The organism is Pseudarthrobacter oxydans, from assembly GCF_030812335.1.
Lineage (GTDB): Bacteria > Actinomycetota > Actinomycetes > Actinomycetales > Micrococcaceae > Arthrobacter > Arthrobacter oxydans_B.
In genome coordinates, this window is sequence record NZ_JAUSSN010000002.1 from 1 (window position 1) to 19,202 (window position 19,202).

At 69.3% G+C, this 19,202-nt stretch carries 17 protein-coding genes; 2 read left to right on the forward strand and 15 right to left on the reverse strand.

Annotation, left to right across the window (positions count from 1 at the left end):
* Positions 1-436: 436 nt before the first annotated feature.
* The 5 genes from tyrS to J2W14_RS03210 form a co-directional block, all read right to left on the reverse strand.
* The gene (tyrS, locus tag J2W14_RS03190; protein WP_307458316.1) at positions 437-1,750 is read right to left on the reverse strand and encodes a tyrosine--tRNA ligase; all 1,314 of its coding nucleotides are present in this window, start codon (positions 1,748-1,750) and stop codon (positions 437-439) included.
* A 75-nt stretch (positions 1,751-1,825) separates the two neighbouring features.
* The gene (locus J2W14_RS03195; protein WP_307458318.1) at positions 1,826-4,054 is read right to left on the reverse strand and encodes a HelD family protein; all 2,229 of its coding nucleotides are present in this window, start codon (positions 4,052-4,054) and stop codon (positions 1,826-1,828) included.
* Between the two features lie 153 nt (positions 4,055-4,207).
* Positions 4,208-4,750, reverse strand: a complete 543-nt coding sequence (locus J2W14_RS03200) for an adenine phosphoribosyltransferase (protein WP_307459358.1) — start codon at positions 4,748-4,750, stop codon at positions 4,208-4,210.
* A 26-nt stretch (positions 4,751-4,776) separates the two neighbouring features.
* A complete protein-coding gene (locus J2W14_RS03205) occupies positions 4,777-5,520 on the reverse strand; it encodes a hypothetical protein (protein ID WP_307458320.1) in 744 nt (247 codons plus the stop codon).
* A 27-nt stretch (positions 5,521-5,547) separates the two neighbouring features.
* On the reverse strand, positions 5,548-6,231 hold the full coding sequence (locus tag J2W14_RS03210) for a DNA-3-methyladenine glycosylase (protein ID WP_307458323.1): 684 nt from the start codon (positions 6,229-6,231) through the stop codon (positions 5,548-5,550).
* Between the two features lie 91 nt (positions 6,232-6,322).
* On the opposite strand from J2W14_RS03210, the gene J2W14_RS03215 reads away from it, so the two are divergent.
* Positions 6,323-7,912 carry a DNA-3-methyladenine glycosylase 2 family protein gene (locus J2W14_RS03215; protein WP_307458325.1) on the forward strand — a complete coding sequence of 530 codons (1,590 nt, stop codon included), beginning with the start codon at positions 6,323-6,325 and terminating at the stop codon, positions 7,910-7,912.
* Positions 7,909-8,421 carry a methylated-DNA--[protein]-cysteine S-methyltransferase gene (locus J2W14_RS03220; protein WP_307458327.1) on the forward strand — a complete coding sequence of 171 codons (513 nt, stop codon included), beginning with the start codon at positions 7,909-7,911 and terminating at the stop codon, positions 8,419-8,421. Before J2W14_RS03215 ends, J2W14_RS03220 begins: the two co-directional genes overlap by 4 nt.
* A 365-nt stretch (positions 8,422-8,786) precedes the next feature.
* Here the strand turns inward: J2W14_RS03220 and J2W14_RS03225 are convergent, their stop codons facing one another.
* From J2W14_RS03225 to argC, 10 genes are all read right to left on the reverse strand, one after another.
* Positions 8,787-9,530, reverse strand: coding sequence for a maleylpyruvate isomerase family mycothiol-dependent enzyme (locus J2W14_RS03225; protein WP_307458330.1), 744 nt, complete (start codon positions 9,528-9,530; stop codon positions 8,787-8,789).
* Positions 9,531-9,578: 48 nt separating this feature from the next.
* Positions 9,579-10,109 carry a pyridoxine/pyridoxamine 5'-phosphate oxidase gene (locus J2W14_RS03230; protein ID WP_307458333.1) on the reverse strand — a complete coding sequence of 177 codons (531 nt, stop codon included), beginning with the start codon at positions 10,107-10,109 and terminating at the stop codon, positions 9,579-9,581.
* A gap of 167 nt (positions 10,110-10,276) precedes the next feature.
* A complete protein-coding gene (gene argH, locus J2W14_RS03235; protein WP_307458335.1) occupies positions 10,277-11,704 on the reverse strand; it encodes an argininosuccinate lyase in 1,428 nt (475 codons plus the stop codon).
* A gap of 5 nt (positions 11,705-11,709) precedes the next feature.
* Positions 11,710-12,915 (reverse strand): argininosuccinate synthase, encoded by a 1,206-nt coding sequence (locus tag J2W14_RS03240; RefSeq protein ID WP_307458337.1) that lies wholly within the window; start codon positions 12,913-12,915, stop codon positions 11,710-11,712.
* A gap of 103 nt (positions 12,916-13,018) precedes the next feature.
* Positions 13,019-13,552, reverse strand: coding sequence for an arginine repressor (locus tag J2W14_RS03245; protein ID WP_307458340.1), 534 nt, complete (start codon positions 13,550-13,552; stop codon positions 13,019-13,021).
* Positions 13,552-14,562, reverse strand: a complete 1,011-nt coding sequence (gene argF / locus J2W14_RS03250) for an ornithine carbamoyltransferase (RefSeq protein ID WP_307458344.1) — start codon at positions 14,560-14,562, stop codon at positions 13,552-13,554. Before argF ends, J2W14_RS03245 begins: the two co-directional genes overlap by 1 nt.
* A gap of 20 nt (positions 14,563-14,582) precedes the next feature.
* Complete coding sequence (locus J2W14_RS03255; RefSeq protein ID WP_307458348.1) at positions 14,583-15,857, reverse strand: acetylornithine transaminase; 1,275 nt, start codon at positions 15,855-15,857, stop codon at positions 14,583-14,585.
* On the reverse strand, positions 15,854-16,810 hold the full coding sequence (argB, locus tag J2W14_RS03260) for an acetylglutamate kinase (RefSeq protein WP_307458350.1): 957 nt from the start codon (positions 16,808-16,810) through the stop codon (positions 15,854-15,856). The genes J2W14_RS03255 and argB overlap by 4 nt, the downstream gene beginning before the upstream one ends.
* A gap of 24 nt (positions 16,811-16,834) precedes the next feature.
* Positions 16,835-18,001, reverse strand: coding sequence for a bifunctional glutamate N-acetyltransferase/amino-acid acetyltransferase ArgJ (gene argJ / locus J2W14_RS03265; protein WP_307458352.1), 1,167 nt, complete (start codon positions 17,999-18,001; stop codon positions 16,835-16,837).
* Positions 17,998-19,029 (reverse strand): N-acetyl-gamma-glutamyl-phosphate reductase, encoded by a 1,032-nt coding sequence (argC, locus tag J2W14_RS03270; RefSeq protein ID WP_307458355.1) that lies wholly within the window; start codon positions 19,027-19,029, stop codon positions 17,998-18,000. The genes argJ and argC overlap by 4 nt, the downstream gene beginning before the upstream one ends.
* Between the last annotated feature and the right edge of the window lie 173 nt (positions 19,030-19,202).

Below are 19,202 nucleotides of genomic sequence, written 5' to 3' on the forward strand. Positions count from 1 at the left end.
ACGGGGTGGCGGATCCAGTCAATTCAACCAATTCAATACAATAAATTGGTATCAACAAACTTGGCACACTATTGAGTTCTCAAACAACAGACACATTCGAAGTACTATCCGAAACAATTCAATACAATTGAATTCTTTTGTTTCGCTTTTTCTTCGCTGCGATATTTGAAGCTTATTTCATTCATATCCACTTTGCAAATCCAGATTTTCATCTAAATTCCACTCGGTGGAACAATTGCACCCACCAAAATGTGAAGCAATTTTTCATTCTTGCGCCGCGTGCTCCAGGGGAGCCGAAAGCGCTAGAAGAATTGCTTCTCTATTTTTGTTGGGGTTGGTCACCACTCTGCGGTGGCGACTCAGAAAACAATACACCCTCCGGCCCGACCTTGCAACTGTGTCGGGCAGGAGGGTGCAGGTGGCGTGTGGTGCCGTTCTAGGCGGCGGAAACTTCCACAGTTGCGAGGTTCTTCTTGCCCCGGCGCAGCAGCAGGTAGCGTCCGTGCAGCAGCTGGCCGGGCTCGATCACGGCGTCCGGATCCGCGACCTTGGCGTTGTTGACGTACGCCCCGCCCTCCCCCACGGTTCTGCGGGCGGCCGACTTGCTCTCCGACAGGCCCGTGGCGACCAGCAGTTCGATAATGCCCAGGCTGCCGGCATCAACGGTGGCTGACGGGAGTTCGGACGTCGCCGCCTTGAGCGTGGCCTCGTCCAGGGCGCTGAGGTCACCATTGCCGAACAGGGCGGCAGAGGCAGCGATGACTTTCTCCGTGGCGTCCACACCGTGGACGAGGGAGGTCACCTCGTAGGCCAGCTTCCGCTGTCCTTCGCGGGCGAAGGGTCGCTCGGCAACCGCGGCTTCCAGGGCCTCGATCTCGGCACGGTTCAGGAAGGTAAACACCTTCAGGCGTGCCGCCACGTCGCTGTCCGCCGTGTTGAGCCAGAACTGGTAGAAGGCGTACGGGCTGCACATCTCCGGATCGAGCCAGATGGCGTTGCCCTCGCTCTTGCCGAACTTAGTGCCGTCGGAGTTCGTGATGAGGGGGGTACCCAGCGCGTGGACGTGCTTGCCCTCGACCTTGCGGATGAGATCGGTGCCACTCGTGAGATTGCCCCACTGGTCCGACCCGCCGGTCTGCAGAACACAGCCGTAGTCTCGGAAGAGCTGCAGGTAGTCCATACCCTGAAGAATCTGGTAGCTGAACTCCGTGTAGCTGATCCCCTCGTCGGAATTCAGTCGGTTGGCAACAATGTCCTTTTTGATCATGGTGCCGACCCGGAAGTGTTTGCCGATCCCGCGAAGGAAGTCGATCGCGCTCAGGGGCGCGGTCCAGTCCAGGTTGTTGACCATTCTGGCCGCGTTGTCACCCTCGAAGCTGAGGAAGCGCTGGACCTGCGCCTGCAGCTTTCCAACCCACTCGGCGACCGTCTCGGGGGTGTTGAGCACGCGTTCGGCGGTCTGCCGGGGATCCCCGATCAGGCCGGTGGAGCCGCCGACCAGCCCGAGGGGCTTGTGGCCGGCCAGCTGGATCCGGCGCATCAGCAGCAGCTGGACCAGGTTGCCCAGGTGCAGGCTTGGCGCGGTGGGATCGAAGCCGCAGTAGTAGGTCGCGGGGTCGCCGGCGAGGAGCTTCTCCAGCTCCGCCTCATCGGTTGAGACGTGGACCAGGCCTCGCCATTTCAGCTCCTGCCACACGTTGGCGAAGCTGGGGTCATTCTGCTGGGAACGTAGATCATTTAGCTGGGACACGGAATCTAAGTTAGCAGGATCCGGGCACCGTCAGCGCGTGTGACCGGCGGGCGGCCGGGCGCCCGACGGCGGGTCTCAGTCCTCGATGCCGGCTGGCACCCCGGCGGAGGCGATGAGCCGCAGCCGCTGGGTGGGCCGGGTCATGGCCACATACAGGTCCCCGACCCGGCCGTGCTCATGGTTGAGCATCGCCGACGGCTCCAGCACCACAACGCCGTCGAACTCCAGGCCCTTGGCCTCACGGGGGCTGATCACCACGATGTCCTGCACATAGCTGCCGGCATCCGTGCCGACGCGGCGTCCATAGACTGCGCGCAGCGCGGCGGTCGCCTCCGGAAGGAGCTCGCCGTCGGCAATGACGGCCAGCAGGCCGCCCTCAAGCGCGCCCAGCTCCTCCGGCAGGACCTCCACGAGCTTGCTGATGATCCCGCCGCGCTCGACGCGGTCGATCACCGGCGCCCAGCGGCCCTCGCGGACCGCCTTCGGTGCGGACACCACCAGCCCCGCCGCGTTGGCCATCCGGGCCGCCGCTTCCGCGATCTGCGAGGGCGTGCGGTAGTTGACCGTGAGTTCCTCGAGCTGCCAGCGGTCGCCGAACATGGGGGCGAGGGCGCTGTGCCAGGAATTGGCGCCGGCCACGGAGCTCGTCTGGGCAATATCGCCCACGATGGTGAAGGACTTCAGCGGGCAGCGGCGGACCAGCAGGCGCCACTGCATCGGCGAGAGCTCCTGGGCCTCGTCCACGACAATGTGCCCGAACGCCCAGCTGCGGTCCGTCGTCGCGCGCTCGGCGGCGGTCAGCCGGGCCTCGCGTTCCTGGTTCTGGTCCACGAGCTCTTCCGCGGAGATCAGGACGTCCACGCCGGCTGTTTCCATGTTGACCAGCGTCTGCTTGGCATTGGCCAGGTCGCGGGCACGGTCGTGTTCCTGCTGGGCCAGTCCCCGGCCCGCGGCCGCGTCGAGTTCGCCGAGGAGTTCGGCGGCCTCGTCCAGCAGCGGCACGTCCGCCTCGGTCCACGGAGAGTCGGCGGGCCGGAGCAGCAGTTCACGCTCGGCCGGGGTGAGGTGCGGAGTGCAGGCTGCCAGGATCGCCGGCCGGCTGAGGAGCTCCCCGATGAGCTTCTCCGGCGTCATCGGCATCCAGCACAGGTTCAGGGCGATGCGGACGTCCCGCGCGGAGCGGACGTCCTCGGCCAGATAGGAGCGGTCGGCGTTGTTGCCGATGCTGCCGGCTTCCACGAGTTCCGTCATCTGCTCGGTCAGTTCGCGCAGCAGGATCTTGACGAACGAGACACGGGCCTCGTTGTGCGGCTTGCCGGTCGAGCGGGCCCGGTCCCTGGCACGGCGGACCTGCCGGGGAGTGAGCAGGAGTTTGCGCCCATCGACTTCGAGGACGCGGTTCTCTGCCGGGATGCGCTGCCGGTTCGCCACGGCGTTCGCCACGACCTCGGCCATGTCGAGCCGTCCCTTGATCGCCGCGACCGCGGAATCGGGTTCGGCGATGGCGTGGATGCCGGGCATCAGGCGCCCTACGCTCGCCATCACGACGCCGGTTTCGCCCAGCGACGGCAGGACGCGCTCGATGTACTTCATGAACGACGACGACGGGCCCACCAGCAGGACGCCGGCAGTCTTGAGCCGGTCACGGTGGGTGTAGAGCAGGTAGGCGGCGCGGTGCAGCGCCACGGCGGTCTTGCCGGTGCCGGGTCCGCCCTGCACCACGAGGGCACCGGAAATCGACGAACGGATGATCCGGTCCTGCTCGGACTGGATCGTCCCGACGATGTCCGACATCCGTCCGGTCCGCTTGGAGTTCAGGGCCGCGAGCAGGGCGCCCTCGCCCTGGAGGGACTCGTTGTCGGCCAGCAGGTCGGCGTCGAGGACGTCATCCTCGATCGCCTTGACCTCGCGGCCCTGCAGGATCAGGTGGCGGCGGCGGCGCACACCCTGCCGGTCGAACGCGGTGGCCTGGTAGAAGTGCCCGGCCTCGGGGGCGCGCCAGTCCAGCATGAGGCGCTGGAGGTCATCGGTGGTCAGGCCGATACGGCCGATGTACTGGGCCTCCCCGGAGTCGAGGTCGAGGCGGCCGAACACTAGCCGGTCGTCTACGGCGTCGAGCTGCGCCAGGCGGTCCTCGTACAGCGCGGCGAATGCGTCCCGCTCGGAGACGTTCTGCATGGTGCCCACCGCTCCTGCACGCCGTACCTGCGCCAGCTGGGCGCGCTTTTCCGCCCGCAGCTCATCCAGCCGGGCGTAAAGTCCGGCCACGTAGTCGCGTTCATGGGCCAAATCAGCGTCGTGCATCGAACGTTCCCCTATCGAAAAAGACAGACCAACCATTCTACAACCATTTCGGTCTCCCCACCGGCACATGTCTGTTTTGTGCAGGAAGTCTACCGAGGCGCGCGGAATCGTCCACTCCTCCCGGCGGTGATTCGCCCGCGGCCGGGGCGGGGGCTACAGGCGCAGCAGGGAGCTGACCCGGTGGCCGTCCAGGGCCGAGCGCCCGCCGAGTCCGCCGAGTTCCATGACCACGCCCACGCCGGCCACCTCGACTCCGCAGCGTTCGAAGAGCCGCACGGCGGCGCCGAGCGTGCCGCCCGTGGCGAGGACGTCGTCGAGGATCAGGACGCGGCTGCCGGGAGCGAGGTCCGTAGTGTGCAGTTCCAAAGTGGCGTTGCCGTATTCGAGCGCATAGTCCTCGGAGACCACCTCGCGCGGCAGCTTGCCGGCCTTGCGGACGGTGATGACGCCGGTGCCGGTGGCGTACGCCGCCGCGGCAGCCAGCAGGAAACCGCGGGCTTCCACCCCGGCGACGGCGTCAAACTGGCCTTCGAACGGCTCCACCAGGGCGTTCACGACAGCCTTCAGCGCGGCACCGTCGGCGAAGACCGGGGTCAGGTCCTTGAAGACGATCCCGGGCTTGGGGTAGTCGGGGATCGTGGCGCACAGGCTGCTGATCAGCTCATCCACCGCTGCGGTGGTCTCATTCCGGGTCATCGTGGTCTGGTGGTGCTCGCTATGATTCACCCATCAACCTTACTGGCTGGTGCCGCGGCGCCGGCCGGGCCCGCGTCGCTGGCTGGAGCTGGCCCGGCCGGCGCGTCGCCGGCTGGAGCCGCGCCGGTGGCTGGAGGTTCGTCGCTGGCCGGTGTGGCCGGTGACCGCAGGAGCCCGTGCGCGAGTCCGTAGCTAACGACGTCGAGTGCCTTGCTGAGCGCATGCTCCGCGTCGAACCGCCGGGCCGCCGCCGCACCCAGGCGGTCGCGGTCCTTCGCCCATTCGGAACGGCGGAACCGGTCAGCGTCACCGTGCAGGAGCCGTCCGTAGAGAACGTCCTCGAAAAGCTCACGACCGTCGTCCTGGGCCGGTCCGGGCACCTCATGCTGCCGGCCCTGGACCATCTCGGCGGTGAACAGTTCCGCCACCGCCTCCGTCCCCTCCGCGAGCCTGCGGTCTTCCGCGTAATTGCACAGGCGGAGCGCCCTCACCACCAGCTTGAGGGACACGTGTTCATCCCGCACGATGAACTTCCGCAGCAGGGCCGCCCGGAAGAGCTCCACCCACTGCCGGCGCTCCGCCTCGGGGGAAGCCGCCGGCACCGGTCCGTCAGCAGGCCTGAACAGCTCGACCATCCGGAAATAGTCGGCGGCCAGCTGCACAAAGATCTCCAGCCTCTCGAGCTCGCTGCGTGGTTTGCCGCGCTTGCCCTCGCCCATCCGATACCCCTCCCCCGCCGCCGGTCCCAGGTAGACCTCCAGAACCACCAAACCACCAGAATCACCGCAGCCGCCCGGCTAGGCCGTCCGCACCTTCGCCGCCTTATAGCGGGAGACGGTCGGATCACCCGTCAGCCAGAAGCGCCAGGGGTAGTCGTGGGAGCCTCCGGCGCCGGAGACGCCGACGCGCGGCCCGGCGCTGACGTCCACAGCCTGCAGGGCGGGGAGCTCCAGTCCGAACGGGGCCTGGAGGGCGTCCCTGCCGCTGTCCGCCGTCGTGATTCCAAGCGACGTGGCGAGCCGGGCCGGGCCGCTCGCCAGGTCCTTGGGGGATTTCGACGCCGGCCGCCGGCTGAGGGCGAGCTGCTCGCCGGCCACAATCTCGCCGGCCCGCAGCAGCACGGCGGAGGCGACGCCGGCCGGCCCGCACACGATGTTGGCGCAGTGGTGCATGCCGTAGGTGAAGTAGACGTAGAGATGGCCGGCCGGGCCGAACATCGGGGCGTTGCGCGCGGTCGCGCCGCGGAAGGTGTGCGAGCCGGGGTCCGGGTGCGGCGAGTCATGCGGGCCGAGATAGGCCTCCACCTCCGTGATCCGCACGGACACCGGGCCGTCGTTCCCCTCATGCGTCAGCACCGCGCCGAGCAGCAGGGGCGCCACCTGCCGGGCGTCCAGGGACAGGAGCTCCCGGAGTGCGTCCGCGGACGGCCCGCCGGCAGGGAGTCCACGGCCCGGCGCACGGAGGGGAGGCGTCAACGTCATGCTCCGACTTTAACAAACGGCACCTGTCCCCCTCCACAGCCGTGTCCGATTTCCGCTAGCAGCTGTTCCCGGAAGCTGGCAGGATGAACCCATGGACTTCTGGCAGCGCTACCGGGCAATCGATGCCCGGGACACCCGGTTCGACGGGCAGTTCTACACCGCTGTCCGCACCACGGGCATCTACTGCCGGCCCTCCTGCCCGGCCCGGACCCCCAAGGCGGGGAATGTCACCTTCTACGAAACGTCCGCCGCCGCGCACGACGCCGGCTACCGGGCCTGCAAGCGCTGCCTGCCCGAGGCAGTCCCCGGCACGCCGGCCTGGAACGTGCGCTCCGACATTGCCGGACGCGCGATGCGGCTCATCAATGACGGTGTCATCAACCGCGACGGCGTGGAGGGGCTGGCCGCCCGGCTGGGCTACTCCTCGCGGCAGCTCAACCGGATCCTGAGCCACGAACTCGGCGCGGGACCGCTGTCGCTGGCCCGGGCCGGCCGGGCCCAGACCGCCCGCACCCTGCTCGTCTCCACGTCCATGAAAGTCGCCGACATTGCCTTCGCCGCCGGTTTCAGCAGCGTGCGGCAGTTCAACGAGACCATCGGCGAGGTCTTCGCCATGACACCCTCGGCGCTGCGGGCCACGGCCCGGCACCACCGTCCGTCGGGCCCGGCCGCCCAGTCGACGACGGCCCTGACGCTCAATCTGCCGTACCGCGAGCCGTTCGACCCGGGCGTCTTCGACTTCCTCGCGGTCCGGGCCATCCCCGGCATCGAGGAAGGCTCGTCCACTTCCTACGCCCGAACCCTGCGCCTGGCCCACGGCGACGCCCGCTTCCGGGTGGACTACGACGCCGGCTCCCCGGGCCGCCCGCTCGTGCTGACCATCGGCGCCGTCGACCTGCGGGACCTGCCGCCCCTGCTCAGCAGGGTCCGCCGGCTGCTGGACCTCGACGCCGACCCGGTCGCCATCGACGGTGCGCTGGAGTCGGATCCGCGGCTCTCAGCCAGTGTCGCCGCGACTGCGGGGATACGGATGCCCGGCGCCGTCGACCCGCAGGAGCTGCTGGTCCGGGCCATGATCGGCCAGCAGATCACCGTCGCGGCAGCCCGTACCGCCCTCACCCAACTGTCCGCGGCCGGCAGCGACAGCCTGGTCCCGGCGGACGGCCTGCACCGGCTGTTCCCGACGGCGGAGCAGATCGCGGGGCACGGTTTCGAGCTGCTCCGCGGGCCGCAGCGCCGCATCGATTCCGTCCGCGCCGCCGCGGCGGCGATGGCCTCGGGAGGGCTCGACTTCGGCTACGGCGACGACCTGCCCGGCCTGGAGTCCAAACTGCTGCCCCTCGCCGGTGTGGGGCCGTGGACGGTGGGTTATGTGGCGATGCGCGTGATCGGCGCCCCGGATGTCTTCCTGGCCAACGACGCAGCGGTGCGCAATGGCATCCGCTCACTCGCCCGGAAGACCGACGTCGCGGCAGCGGGCCCCGAGGGAGCCCTGAGTCCTGATTTCCGGGAGCTCAGCCCCTGGCGCTCCTACGCCACGATGCACCTCTGGCGCGCTGCAGCGGCCGCCCAGGCCGCGGCGCGCAAGCCGTCCCCGACTGAACCTCAGACACCACCGCAGGGTCCAACAGACACTCCAGTGCAGGTTTCACCGCAGACTCCGAAGAAAGCGATCCAATGAAAGCCCAGTTGTTGACCATGTCCACCCCGGACGGCCCGTTCACCATCATTGCCCGGGACGGGACCGTGCTGGCCTCGGGGTGGACTGCCGTGCCCGGCGAACTGACCGGCCAGATCCATCCGGAGCTGCTCCCCGCGGAGTACGAGACCGTCACGGGGCTCGGCGGCATCTCGGCGGCGGTGGAGGACTTCTATGCCGGGAACCCCGGACCCGCCATGGCGGTTCCGGTGCTGCAGAAGTCCGGTCCGTTCCGGGGCCACGCGTGGGATGTCCTCCGGACGGTCGCGCCGGGCCACCCCGTGACCTACACCGAGTACGCGGAGCTGTCCGGCAACGTCAAAGCCGTGCGCGCCGCGGCCAGTGCCTGCGCCTTCAACGCTGCAGCGCTGTTCGTCCCCTGCCACCGGGTGATCCGCACCGACGGCAGCCTGGGCGGCTTCCGCTGGGGACTGGCCATCAAGGAGAGCCTGCTGGATCGGGAACGCCGGCAGGCCGCCGCCGTGGCGTAACGCCAGCCGCACGGCGCCGAGGAAGCGTAACGCCAGTCGCACACCGCCGAGGTGAGGCTTCGCGCCCATGTCGCGGCGGGTCATGGGCGTCAAATGTCACCTCGGCGCGGGTCCCGGGGGATGTGAGAGCCGGGCGCCGGGTGCCCGGCGCCGAGGTGAGACTTCGCGCCCATGTCGCGGCGGGTCATGGGCGTCAAATGTCACCTCGGCGCGAGTCCCGGGGCATGTGAGAGCCGGGCGCCGGGTGCCCGGCGCAGAGGTGAGACTTCGCGCCCATGTCGCGGCGGATCATGGGCGTCAAATGACACCTCGGCGCGAGTCCCGGGGGCGCGGGTGGCAGGGGCGCAAGACCCGGGGCTTGAGTGCTACGGGGTGACGGGCACTCCGGCCGGCCAGGGCAGCAGCGCGGGGAGGTCCACGCCGTCGGCCGCCGCGGTGGCGCGCAGGCTGCCGAGGGTCGGGGTCCGTCCCGCGAGCCAGGCCGCGATATCGGTGAGCATCCCGTTGATGGCGGTCGAACGGCCGCCGGGGGTACCGATCGAGACGGCTGGCAGGCCGAGCGGCTGGAGCACGAACCGCTGTCCTTCCGGCACCCGCTCGGCGAGGAAATCGAAGAGATGCTCGCAGAACGGCCGGCTCCAGGTTTCCGGCCCGCGGCCCGTGCCGAGGTCGGTGGCATGGATAACGAGCTCGCGCCAGAGCGCCAGTCCGCCGTCGAAGACGACTCCCCCGCGGAAGCTGATCGGCGCCTGCCAGCCGTCGTCGTCCAGCGTGCCAAAGGCCTGCAGCGCCCGGTCCAGGGCGGCGTCCACGTCGGCCCGGTGTTCCGCGATCGTGTGTCCGGCCGCCATTTCGATGGCGCGGGTCCGGCCCTCGTAGCCGCCGTCGTAGAGCTCGATGCTGTCGCCCCGGGCGGCGTATTCCAGCTGGCGGGCCATCGCATTGGCGATCCCGCAGATGTGGGCCAGCACGTGGCCGCGGGTCCAGCCCGGCAGTTCCGAGGGCGCCTTGACGACGTCCTCGTCGGAGAAGCTGGCGGTGATTCCAGCCACGATTCCGGCGGCGCGGCGGAGTTCGTCCAGGAGTTTTTCCGGGGTGATGGTGGTCATGGCGATCATCCTAATACGAAGGTCCTTCCAACACCGGATAAATGCCGGTTAACTGAAAGACTCCGGACCAAAGCGGTGGCGCAGGTGCCGGCGGTCATGCCGGGCCTGCCAGAACTCGATTTCCCGGGGCCTAAGGGCGTACAGCTGCCAGTCCGGGTTGTCGCTGCCGTCCGCGCCGGGCCGGGCGTGCCAGTCCGCAGCCGAGGCCTCGGCGGACAGCTCGACGACGTGCCCGGCCACGCGGACCTGACGGCCCTGCCCCTGCCAGAAGAAGTTCAGGGCGGCGTGCGGGTTGGCCGCGAGTTCGTGCCCCTTCCGCGATGCCCGGGAGGTCGCGAAGTGCCAGCCGTCGGCGTCGATGTCCTTGAGGATCAGCATCCGTGAGGACGGCCGCCCGAGTTCATCCGCTGTGGCCAGGCTGCAGGCGTTGGGCTGCGGGACACCGGCGGCCAGCGCCTCCTCGAGCCAGAGCCGGAAGAGCTCCGCCGGGTCCGCGGGGGCGGCGTCCGGGTCGAAGTCCGGGAGCAGTTCGGGGAAATCGGGCAGGGCGCGCAGCAGCTGGCGGAACGTTTCGCTCATGTCGCAATGCTAGCGGGGAGGTTCCAGCGGCAAACACAGAACGCCCCCTCAGTTATTGCGTGAAAGTTATTGCGTGAAAATCGGCAACGCTCTCTCACTTTCTTGGCGAAAGTGAGAGAGCGTCGGCCTAAACCCTGCCGAAACTGAGGGAGGGTCCGGAGTGGCGGCTACCCCGCGTAGCCGCGGACGGCGGCGAGCTCACCCTCGAGGGCCAGCAGCTGGCGCTCGACGGCGGCCGGTGCGGTGCCGCCCTGGGAGTTCCGGCTGTTCAGCGAGCCTTCGGTGCTGAGGACCGTCCGGACCTCCGGCGTCAGGTGCTCGGAGATGGCCGCGTACTCCGCGTCCGTGAGGTCCCAGAGTTCGACGCCGCGGCTTTCGGCCTGCTTGACCGCGGAGCCGGAGAGCTCGTGCGCCTCGCGGAACGGAACGCCCTGGCGGACCAGCCATTCGGCGATGTCCGTGGCCAGCGCGAAGCCCTGCGGCGCCAGCGCCTCCATCCGTTCGGTGTTGAACGTCAGCGTCGCAATCATGCCCGAGACTGCCGGGAGCAGGACCTCCAGCGTGTCGGCGGCGTCGAAGACCGGCTCCTTGTCCTCCTGCAGGTCGCGGTTGTACGCGAGCGGCAGCCCCTTCAGGGTGGCCAGCAGCCCGGTCAGGTTGCCGATCAGCCGGCCGGCCTTGCCTCGGGCCAGTTCCGCCACGTCCGGGTTCTTCTTCTGCGGCATGATCGAGGAGCCGGTGGAGTAGGAATCGTGCAGGGTGGCGAAGGAGAACTCCTTGGTGGCCCACAGGATGACCTCCTCCGACACCCGGGAGAGGTCCACCCCGATCATGGCCGTAATCCATGCGAACTCGGCGAAGACATCGCGGGAGGCGGTGCCGTCGATCGAGTTGTGCGTGGCGGAGAAGAAGCCCAGGTCCGCGGCCACGGCCTCCGGGTCCAGGCCCAGGGAGGAGCCCGCGAGGGCGCCGGAGCCGTAGGGCGAGACGCCGGCGCGCTTGTCCCAGTCCGACAGCCGCTGCACATCGCGCAGCAGCGCCCAGGCGTGGGCCAGCAGGTGGTGGCTGAGCAGCACCGGCTGGGCGTGCTGCAGGTGGGTGCGGCCGGGCATGGCCACGCCCTGGTGCGCCTTGGCCTGCTCCACGAGGGCATCGATCGTGGCGAGCACGCCGCGGGCGATGATCCGGGCGTGGTCGCGCAGGAACATCCGGCCCAGTGTGGCCACCTGGTCGTTGCGGGACCGGCCCGCGCGGAGCTTGCCGCCGAGCTGGGTGCCGGCGCGCTCGATCAGTCCGCGTTCCAGCGAGCCGTGCACGTCCTCATCGGACTCCGCCGGCAGGTAGGCGCCGGAGGCGACGTCCTCGTCCAGCCGGCCCAGGGCATCCAGCATGCCCTCGAGCTCGGCGTCGTCGAGCAGGCCGGCCTTGTGCAGCACGCGGGCGTGCGCCTTGGACCCGGCGATGTCGTAGCGGGCCAGCCGCCAGTCAAAGTGCGTGGACTTGCTCAGCGCGGCAAGAGCGTCCGCGGGGCCGCCGGCGAACCGGCCGCCCCACAGCGCACCGGTGTTGGTAGCTTCGGACTTTTGCTCAGCCACAGGGGCTACTTTCCGTCGACGCGGAGGTCGCGCTTGGAGGCCACCTTGGCGGACATGCCCCACAGCTCGATGAAGCCGCGCGCCATCGACTGGTCGAAGGTGTCGCCGGTGTCGTAGGTGGCGAGGTCGAAGTCGTAGAGCGAGGTCTCGGAGCGGCGTCCGTTGACGATCGCTTGGCCGCCGTGCAGGGTCATCCGGATGTCCCCGGAGACGTAGCGCTGGGTGTCCTCGATGAAGGCATCGAGGGAGCGCTTGAGCGGCGAGAACCACTGGCCGTCGTAGACCAGCTCGGACCAGCGCTGGCCGACGGTGGCCTTGAAGCGGGCCTGCTCGCGCTCGACCGTGATGTCCTCGAGGTGCTTGTGCGCGGTGATCAGCGCCATCGCGCCCGGTGCCTCGTAGATTTCGCGGGACTTGATGCCGACGAGGCGGTCCTCGACGACGTCGATCCGGCCGACGCCCTGGGCGCCGGCGCGGCGGTTGAGTTCCTTGATCGCCTGCAGCGGCGTGACCTTGACGCCGTCGATCGCGACCGGGATGCCGGCCTCGAAGGAGATGATGACCTCATCGGGTGCCGGCGGGAATTCCGGGGTGGCGGTGTAGTCGTAGATGTCCTTGGTGGGGGCGTTCCAGATGTCCTCGAGGTAGCCGGTTTCGACGGCGCGGCCCCAGACGTTCTGGTCGATCGAGTACGGGTTCTTCTTGGTGGTCTCGATCGGCAGTCCCTTTTCCTCGGCGAAGGCGATGGCCTTGTCGCGGGTCAGGGCGAGGTCGCGGACCGGGGCGATGCACTTCAGGTCCGGCCCGAGGGTCTGGATGCCGACTTCGAAGCGGACCTGGTCGTTGCCCTTGCCGGTGCAGCCGTGGGCCACCGTGGTGGCGCCGAATTCGCGGGCGGCCTTGACGAGGTGCTTGACGATCACCGGGCGGGAGATCGCGGAGACCAGCGGGTAGTGGCCCTGGTAGAGGGCGTTGGCCTTCAGCGCGGGCATGCAGTACTCGTTGGCGAACTCGTCGCTCGCGTCGGCCACGTAGGCCTCGACTGCGCCGCAGCCCAGGGCACGCTGGCGGATCGTCTCCAGCGACTCGCCGCCCTGTCCGACGTCGACCGCCACGGCGATGACCTCGGCGCCGGTCGCTTCGCCGATCCAGCCGATGGCTACGGAAGTATCCAGGCCGCCGGAGTAGGCCAGCACAATACGCTCAGTCACTTGAAATGCTCCTTAGTTGTTTGGGAAAAATGTCGGGGAAAAGCTTGTCTACTGAAAGCCTGTCACATCCCTGTGGCAGGCCCAATCTTCAGGCCGGGCAGGCTCAGCCGGTGCCGGCTTCCTCGGCTAGCTGCAGGAAGCGGGCGGCCACGTCGGCCCCGCCCAGCGGGTCCCGGGTGACCAGCAGCACGGTGTCGTCGCCCGCGATGGTGCCGAGGATCGAGGGCATCACGGAGTGGTCGATCGCGAGGGCCAGGAAGTTGGCGGCACCCGGCGGCGTCCGGAGCACCACGATGTTCGCGGACGCTTCGGCGGTGACCAGCAGTTCGGCGCAGAGCCGGGCCAGACGCGCGTCGAGGATCTCCTGGGTGACGCCGCTCTTGGCCGCGCGTTCCCCGCCCTCCCCCGGCACCGCGTAGACGAGCACGCCGTCCTTGCCGCGCACCCGCACCGCGCCCAGCTCCACCAGGTCCCGGGACAGGGTGGCCTGGGTGACCTGGACGCCGTCGTCCGCGAGCAGCGCCGCGAGTTCGGCCTGTGAGCGGACCGACTCACTGGTGAGGATCGCGGTGATCCGCGCCTGCCGGGCCGTCTTGGTGGCCGGGCTGGCCCCCGGCGAGGCGGGCTGGACGGACACTATCCGAGAGCCTTCGGTGTCTGCGTCCGATTCGGCGCCAGCCCCTCGACCATAGCCAGGCCGGAGCGGTGCATCAGCCACGCCATCAGTGCCTTCTGGGCGTGCAGCCGGTTCTCGGCCTCGTCCCAGACGACGGACTGCGGGCCGTCGATCACGGCCGCGGCGATCTCGTAGCCGCGGTAGGCGGGCAGGCAGTGGAGCACGACGGCGTCCGGCGCCGCGAGCTTCATCGCCGCCTCGTCCACGGCGTAGCCGCGGAACAGCTGCAGCCGGGCCTCCTTCTCGTCCTCCTGGCCCATCGACACCCAGGTGTCGGTGGCGACGACGTCGGCGCCGAGCAGCGCTTCGGCGGCGTCCACGGTGACGAGCACCGAGCCGCCGGTCTCCGCGGCACGGTCTTCGGCCGCGGCGATGATGGCCGGGGACGGCAGGTAGCCGTCCGGGCCGGCGATGCGGACATGCATGCCGGCGGTGACGCCGGCCAGCAGGTAGGAGTTGGCCATGTTGTTGGCGGAGTCGCCGAGGTAGCTCATGGTCAGGCCCGCCAGGTCGCCCTTGTGTTCCTTGATGGTGAGCAGGTCCGCGAGGAGCTGGCAGGGGTGGTAGTCGTCGCACAGGGCGTTGATGACCGGCACGCGGGAGTTGGCGGCCATGGCCACGAGCCCGGAGTGGGCGCCGGTGCGCCAGACGATGGTGGACACCATGCGCTCCAGGACCTTCGCGGTGTCCTCGACCGATTCCTTGTGACCGATCTGCGCCTCGCCCGGGTTGATGATCAGCGCGTTCCCGCCCATGTCGGCGACGCCGGCGGCGAAGGACACCCGTGTCCGGGTGGAGGTCTTGTCGAAGATCACGGCGACGGTCTGGCGCCCGCTGCCCTCCGCGGCGAAGGGCTGGACGCTGTAGGGGGCGGCCTTCATCCGGACGGCGAGGTCCAGGACCTCGGCCTGCTCGGCCGGGGTGAGGTCCGTGTCCTTGAGGAAGTGGCGGACCTGGCTGTTAGAAGTCACGGTCGAAGTGTCAGTCGCGGTCACTGGGCGTCCTTTGCGGTCTGGAGGAGGGCGGGCAGTGCCGCGAGGAAGCGGTCGGCCTGTTCGGTGGTGAGGATCAGCGGCGGCGCGAGGCGGATGGTGCGCGGGCCGGGGCTGTTGACGATAAAGCCCGCCCCGAGGCCGGCGGTCACGACGGCCGGGGCGACGTCGGCATCCAGATCGAAGCCGATCAGGAGCCCTTCGCCGCGGACCTCGGTGACACCGTCGACCGCGGCGAGGCCGGCACGCAGGTGCTCCCCCACCTCCCGGACGTGGCCCAGGACCTGCTGGTTTTCCAGCACGTGCAGGGTCGCCAGCGCCGCGGCGGTGGCGACGGGGTTGCCGCCGAAGGTGGTCCCGTGCTGGCCGGCGGTCAGCAGGGCGGACGTGTCCGGGCCGTAGGTGACGAGGGCGCCGATCGGGAAGCCGCCGCCGAGGCCCTTGGCGAGGGTCACGGCGTCGGGCATGATCCCGGCGTCCTCGCTCGCGAGCCACTTGCCGGTGCGGCCGATGCCGGTCTGGACCTCGTCCAGGATCAGCAGGGCACCGGCGGCGCTGGTGGCCTCCCGGGCCGCCCGCAGATAGCCGTCGGGCAGCGGGCGGACCCCGGCCTCGCCCTGGATCGGTTCGAGGAAGACCGCGGCGACGGTGTTGTCCACCGCGGCGCGGAGGGCGTCGATGTCGCCGAAGGGAAGGTGTTCGACGCCGCCGGGCAGCGGGGCGAACGGCGCCCGGTAGGCTTCCTTGGCGGTCAGCGCCAGGGCGCCCATTGTGCGGCCGTGGAAGGCGCCTTCGAGGGCGATGATCCGGGTCCGCGGCTGCGCCTCCGGTCCGGCGTTGCGCCGCGCCAGCTTGAAGGCCGCCTCGACGGCTTCGGTGCCGGAGTTGGCGAAAAACACTTTGGACCCTGCGGGTGCCCTGGTGATCTCCAGCAGCTTCTCGGCCAGGGCGATCTGGGTGGGGCTCGTGAAGAAATTGGAGACGTGGCCCAGGGTGGCGAGCTGGCTGGAGATCACCGAGGTGACGAAGGGATGGGCGTGGCCCAGGGCGTTGACCGCGATCCCGCCGAGCAGGTCCAGGTATTCCTTGCCGTCGGCGTCCCAGACCAGGCAGCCGGAGCCGCGGACCAGGACCCGCTGCGGGGTGCCGAAGACGCCCAGCAGCGAGGAGTTGTAGCGGGACAGCCACTGCGCGCCGGTGGCATGGGAGTGGACGAGCTCGCCCACCGGGGAGTGCTCGAGATCCGTGGTCGGTGCTGTTTCGGTCGGGTTCATTTGTTGTCCTCGTCCGGGACGACCTGGGTGCCGATGCCCGCCGTCGTGAAGGTTTCCAGGAGCATCGAGTGCGGCAGCCTGCCGTCGACGATGTGCGCGCGTTCGACGCCGCCCTCAACGGCCTTGAGGCAGGCTTCCATTTTGGGGATCATTCCGGACTCCAGCCGCGGCAGCAGTGCGCGCAGTTCCGACGCGGTGAGCGAGGAAATCAGCGAGGAGCGGTCCGGCCAGTTGGCGAAGAGTCCCTCGACGTCGGTGAGGATGACCAGCTTCGAGGCGCCGAGGGCTTCGGCCAGGGCAGCCGCGGCGGTGTCGGCGTTGACGTTCAGCACCTGGCCGGTGGTCTGCGCCTGCTTGGCGCCCGGATCGCCGCCGCCGTCCTCGAAGATTTCCGGCGCGACCGTGGAGATCACCGGGATGCGCCCGGCCGCGATGATGTCCAGGATTCCCTCCGGGTTCACGCCGATCACTTCGCCGACCAGGCCCAGGTCCACCTCTTCGCCGTCCACGACGGTGCCGGTCCGGACCGCGCGGAGCAGGCCGCCGTCCTCGCCGGACATCCCGACGGCGTAGGGGCCGTGGGAGTTGATCAGGCCGACGAGCTCGCGGCCGACCTGGCCGGTCAGGACCATGCGGACCACGTCCATGGCCTCCGGCGTGGTGACCCGCAGCCCGCCCTTGAACTCCGATTCGATGCCGAGCCGGCTGAGCATGGCGTTGATCTGCGGGCCGCCGCCGTGCACCACCACCGGGTGGATCCCGACGTGGTGCAGGAAAACGACGTCCTCGGCGAAGGCGCGGCGGAGCTCGTCGTTGACCATGGCGTTGCCGCCGTACTTGATCACCATGGTGGTGCCGGCAAAGCGCTGGATCCAGGGCAGTGCCTCGATCAGGGTGCCGGCCTTGCTCTGGGCATCGGACATGGAGGTGGTCTCGCGGGTCTCGGTGTTCATGCTGTTCGTCCCTCCGGGAACTGCCTAGCTGGAGTAGGCGCTGTTTTCGTGGACGTACTCGTGGGTGAGGTCGTTGGTCCAGATCGTGGCCTCGGCCCCGCCGGCCTGGAGGTCGATGTCGACCCGTACCTCGCGGGGTTCCAGGTCCACGAGGCTGCGGTCATCGCCGATGCTGCCGTTGCGGCAGATCTGCACGCCGTTCATGGACACGTTGAGCTGGTCGGGCTCGAAGACGGCGTCGGTGGTTCCGACGGCGGAGAGCACGCGGCCCCAGTTGGGGTCCTTGCCGAAGATCGCGGCCTTGAAGAGGTTGGAGCGGGCGACGGCGCGGCTGACCACTTCGGCGTCCTTTTCGCTGGCGGCGTTGAACGTGCGGATCGCGATGTCGTGGCTGGCGCCTTCGGCGTCGCCGATCAGCTTGCGGGCCAGTTCCGCGCAGACCTGGGTCAGGCCCTTGCCGAAGTCGACGGCGGACGGCACGGCGCCGGAGGCTGCGGAGGCGAGCAGCACCACGGTGTCGTTGGTGGACATGCAGCCGTCCGAGTCCGCCCGGTCAAAGGTGACCCGGGTGGCGTCCCGGAGCACGACGTCGAGCATGTCCGGCTGGACGTCGGCGTCCGTGGTGAGGACCACCAGCATGGTGGCGAGCCCGGGGGCGAGCATGCCGGCGCCCTTGGCCATCCCGCCAATGGTGAATTCCTTGCCGTCGGCATCGGCGCCGATGAAGAGCGCCTGCTTGGGCACGGAGTCCGTGGTCATGATCGCGGTGGCGGCGTCGGGTCCGCCGTCGGTGCTGAGCGCTGCCGTGGCGGCACCGATCCCGGCGAGGATCTTGTCCATCGGGAGCTGCTCGCCGATCAGGCCGGTGGAGCAGACGAAGACGTCGGTGGCGGAGACACCGAGCGCCTCGGCGGTCTTCTCGGCGGTGGTGTGCGTGTTCTGGAAACCCTGCGGGCCGGTGCAGGCATTGGCTCCGCCGGAGTTCAGGATCACGGCGTCCACACGGCCGTCCTTGACGACCTCGCGGGACCAGTGCACGGGGGCGGCGGCCACCCGGTTGGAGGTGAACACGGCCGCGGCGGCCTTGGCGGGGCCGTCGTTGACCACGAGGGCCAGGTCCGGGTTGCCGGAGGCCTTCAGGCCGGCCGTGACGCCGGCGGCGCGGAATCCCTGGGGGACGGTGATGCTCATGGTGCGACTCCCTGCAGATCGAGGCCGGCGGTTTCCGCCAGGCCGAGGGCAATGTTCATGGACTGCACGGCCCCGCCGGCGGTCCCCTTGGTCAGGTTGTCGATGGCGCAGGTGACGATGACGCGGCCGGTGTGCCCGTCGAGGGCCAGCTGCATCACGGCGTGGTTGGATCCCTGCACCGACTTGGTGGAGGGCCAGCGGCCTTCCGGGAGCAGGTGGACAAACGGCTCGTCGTCGTAGGCCTCGCTCCAGGCGTGACGGAGTTCCTCGGCGGTGACGCCGGGCCGGACCTTCGCCGTCGCGGTGGTGAGGATGCCCCGGCTCATGGGGGCCAGTGTGGGGGTGAAGGACACCGTGACCGGCGCGTTCAGGGCACGGGAGAGCCCCTGCTCGATCTCCGGGGTGTGCCGGTGTCCGCCGCCGACGCCGTACGGGCTCATCGAGCCCATAACCTCGGCGCCGATCAGGTTGACCTTGGCGGCCTTGCCGGCCCCGGAGGTGCCGGACGCGGAAACGATGACGACGTCGTCGGCCTGCAGCAGGTGGTTGCTGAAGCCCGGGATGAGGGCCAGCAGGGCCGACGTCGGGTAGCAGCCCGGCACGGCGATCCGCTTGGCGCCGCGCAGCTCCTCACGCTGGCCGGGAAGCTCCGGCAGCCCGTAGGGCCAGGTCCCGGCGTGCGGGGAGCCGTAAAACTTCTCCCAGGCGGCCGCATCGGACAGCCGGTGGTCGGCGCCGGCGTCGATGACGAGCGTTCCGGCCGGCAGCTGCGCCGCGATCTCCGCGGAGGCGCCGTGCGGCAGGGCCAGGAACACGACGTCGTGTCCGGACAGGTTCGCCACCGTCGTGTCTTCGAGGATTCGGCTCGCCAGACCGTGGAGATGGGGCTGCAATTCCCCTAGTCTGGAACCTGCGTTGCTGTGGGCCGTGATGGCGCCGATCGTCACGTCGGGGTGGCCGGCGAGGAGCCGCAGCACCTCGCCGCCGGCATAACCGCTCGCGCCGGAGACGGCAACAGAAATAGTCATAGCACCGACTATACAGCAAGAGTATGCATAGATGCCGATATTTATGCATCCGATGCTCCATGTCCGGACCGGGTCCCGGGAGGCCCCGGCGGGCTCTTCGCCCATGCTCCGCGCTGCGCTTTGCCCTGGGCAGGTCGTTCCGATTCGGGAGGGCAATGCAGTCCGGGGGCGTA